At 54.9% G+C, this 284-nt stretch carries 1 protein-coding gene; it reads right to left on the bottom strand.

Translation table 11 applies throughout. From position 1 onward, the window contains the following. Positions 1 to 284 (bottom strand): methyl-accepting chemotaxis protein (locus tag LZP73_RS20745; RefSeq protein ID WP_234236861.1); only part of this gene is annotated, 284 nt, incomplete at both ends.

Genomic DNA, 284 nt, shown 5'->3' with positions numbered 1-284 from the left:
TCTTCCAGTCGGCTGGCGCGGTGTTTCACCATCGCCGACACCTGCGCACTCTCTTCCACCAACTCGGCGTTTTTCTGGGTGATCAGGTTAAGCTCATCCACTGCACGGGTCAGGCTGGAAAGCCCATCGGCCTGTTCCAGCGTTGAATGGCTAATCTGAGCTATCAACTGGGTGACGTTTTTTACCTGCGCCACAATATCTTCCATCGTCCGTCCGGCGGCGTGTACCTGCTGCGAACCAGATTGCACCTTATCAGCACTGGCATCAATCAGCTTGCGAATATC

It is taken from the genome of Shewanella sp. AS16, from assembly GCF_021412365.1.
Classification (GTDB): domain Bacteria; phylum Pseudomonadota; class Gammaproteobacteria; order Enterobacterales; family Shewanellaceae; genus Shewanella; species Shewanella salipaludis.
This window is presented reverse-complemented; position numbering and strand designations above follow the sequence as displayed.